Origin of the sequence: Bartonella jaculi, from assembly GCF_039543045.1 — a bacterium.
Lineage (GTDB): Bacteria > Pseudomonadota > Alphaproteobacteria > Rhizobiales > Rhizobiaceae > Bartonella > Bartonella jaculi.
Genome location: NZ_BAABIZ010000069.1, coordinates 1 through 3,025 on the forward strand (window position 1 = coordinate 1; position 3,025 = coordinate 3,025).

Genomic DNA, 3,025 nt, shown 5'->3' on the forward strand with positions numbered 1-3,025 from the left:
GATGGGATGCGCTTGCAAGTGGTGTGAAGTATCTTAATGAAGGCGATAAGCAAAGAGGTAAAGTTAACCAAACCGTCGAATATCTGAAGTCTAAAGGCTACAGTGAAGAAGAAGCGCGGGTTATGGCGGGGAATAAAGATGCGTTAAATGCGTTTTTTGTACAGACAATGAATGGTGGTAATGCTTCTAATAATAAAGAAGAATTAGACCGCCTACGAGAAACGATAGAGCTTAAAAATAGAGAAACAATCAGTAGTAATACGCTCCATGACATTGAACGTTTTATGAATTATATAGAAGAAAATGGTGAATGGGCTACAGGTAATGCGGCTAGTTTACAAGCTCAGTTGGGTGTTCCTCAGCACCGCGATATGAGTTCACTGCTTGATTCCATTAAAAATCGTATAGGTATTGATCGTTTAGAAACGATGAGACAGTATTCGCGTAATGGCGCCTCAGGTTTTGGGAATCTCACAGAAAGAGAACTTGATATCTTAAAGAGCTATTTAGGAGAGATAAAGTACAACTTGGGTCATAAAGAGCTCTTGTTTAGGTTGAAAAAAATCCATGAGATTTTGGGTAAGATGAAATCAGACGTATTGTCTTTGCTAGAAAACCGTCACGTTGCATTAACGAAAGAGAATGTTGATAAGGTTACATCACAGCAGCATTCTAAAGCTCCACAGCAAGGACGTAATGATTTGCCACTTGTTACCAGCAAAGAAGAGGAAGATGCATTGCCTTCCGGTGCACGCTTTATTGGTGAAGATGGAAAGATAAGGGTTAAAGGGGCTTAAAATGGCATATATTCCTTATTCTCGTATTGTTGATGATACGTCAGATTATGATGGCGGGTCTTCAGTAAAGAAGAGTCATGGTAATCAAGGGAAAAAAGTAACGGGTTATATTCCTTATTCTCCTATTGTTGATGGTGCATCAGATTATGATGGTACGGCTTCTAATTCACAACCTACAACAGATGATTTTTCATTTGATGATAAAGATCTTACGTGGTTGGATGCACTAAAGAGTCATGGGGTGTCTGGTTTGACAGCAGGATATAGTGATGAGATACAAGCTGCTAATGAAGCGGGTTTTACGGATTATTGGCGTGGCGATAAACGAGCAGAAGAGATCTATAATAGACGGGTAGCAAAAGAGCGTGCTTATCAAAAAGCCTTGGAAGAAAAGCATCCATGGTTATCTTCTGGTGCTTATGTTGTTGGTTCGATTTTGCCGACATTGGCATCATTGAGTATTCCCGCATTAAATTTTTTGCGAGCAGGCTCTACTTTAGGAAGTTTAGGGAGAGGGGCTCTTTTAGGAGCCGGTTCTGGTGCTTTGCATGGTTCTGGGGCTGGAGAAGGATACAGTGATACAGTGAATTCGGCATTAGCTGGTGGTGCTGGTGGAGCAATTTTGACACCAGCTGCTAGTTTAGCAGGTGCGGGGGTTTCTAAGTTAGGTGGTTTACTTGTAAATGCTTTAAAATCGCCTCCGCTTGTAAGGAATTATTTAAATCCCGCTCATAAAGAGGTTTCCAATAAGGCTTTGCGAGAAGTTGCCAAGCAACTTTACGATAATAAAACCCCCAAAATTACCGAACGTCTTAGCTCAGAACCTCACGAAGTATTTTTGACAGATATTAATGAAAAACTACGACAGACTTTGTGGAATTCGTCTCAAACAAATGAAGATGTTTTTAATATCTTAAAGCAAGCGCATGAGAAAAGATTAGGCGGTTCTGTTCAACGTCTTGATGATATGATGGAGCAGACAATTGTTCCATACCAGCATAGCGATACTTTAAGCAGGACGCTTAAACAGCAAGGGAAAGAAGCGCATGATCATCTTTATGAACAAGCAAGGCAAACGCCGATAGGACGAGAGTATTATCCGGCTCTTAATAAACTTTTTGAAAATAAAGGGTTTCAAAAAGCTCTTAAAGAAGCTGTCAATACTTTAGAGGAACACCCCCTCAGTATAAATCCTAGAAGGTTTTATGATAGAAGATTTAGCAGTATAACCTATAAACCTACGATAGAGTTATTAGATCAAACTAAGCAGTCTCTTGATGATTTAATCGAAAAAAGTAAGAAACATAGCGATAACCAAAAGATTTTAGGATACGAAGTCCTCAAACAAAATTTGGTAAAAATAATGGATGAAATCTCTCCTACGTACAAAGCAGCACGCGGTAGTGCGGCAAAATTCAAAAACTTTGCAGATAGCTTTGAGGAAGGTAGAAAAGCTCTTGGAACAAAGCTTGAAAAGAGTTTTGAAAGGGATGCAGTTCAGGAAAATCTTTCTAAAGGGAATTGGACAAAACAAAATAATACCTATCAGATGGGGATGAGAGATGCGTTAGATGATTTACTCAGAAAACAGGATGATCCTATTAATCAATTCTCTAATCTTTTACAACAAAATCTTGCATCTGAGAATCTTAAAAGGATGATAGGACCGGAACGGTTTTCTACTTTTAAAAAGGCAGTAGATCAGGAGAAATTCTATTCTGATGCCTCCCAAAAAGGTTATCAAGAGTTTCAAGGCGTTCCTGAGTTTTCTCTTTTTGATGGAATTAATTTTTCAAATTTTTGGCATTGGCCAACTGAATCTTTAAAATTAGTACGGAATATATTTTATCATCCCAATTCACCGGAAGCGGTACGAGCAAGACAAGAGATAGAGCGCGGTATAGCGAAATTAGCAACTTTTGGCGTTAAAGGAATGGAGCGAAATGAGATTACCCAATTGATTCAAAATGCTTTGAAGTGGCATAAAGCCGGTGTGATAACGGATCAAGGCTTGAAGATTGTTTCTAGAGCTATAGCAAAAGGGTTAGGTCCTAGTGCTTCAATAGAGTACGCGAAATGACCCGTTATAATCCCTCAGTAGATCAAGCGATACGCCAAACAGCAGCGCGTTATGGTTTACCCGAAAGCTATTTGTATCGTGTTGCGCAAGTGGAGAGTGGAGGCAATCCGAACGCAAGGAATCCACGTTCTTCTGCGGGTGGGTTATA

General features: G+C 39.6%; 2 protein-coding genes and 1 pseudogene. All 3 read left to right on the forward strand.

All coding sequences use genetic code 11. From position 1 onward, the window contains the following. A pseudogene (locus ABD915_RS09145) lies at positions 1-797 on the forward strand (hypothetical protein); the annotation flags it as partial. Position 798: 1 nt separating this feature from the next. Further along, positions 799-2,877, forward strand: coding sequence for a glycine zipper family protein (locus ABD915_RS09150; RefSeq protein ID WP_345117576.1), 2,079 nt, complete (start codon positions 799-801; stop codon positions 2,875-2,877). Further along, positions 2,874-3,025: transglycosylase SLT domain-containing protein (locus ABD915_RS09155; RefSeq protein WP_345117578.1), on the forward strand; the 152-nt coding region annotated here is incomplete at its 3' end. The genes ABD915_RS09150 and ABD915_RS09155, both read left to right, overlap by 4 nt.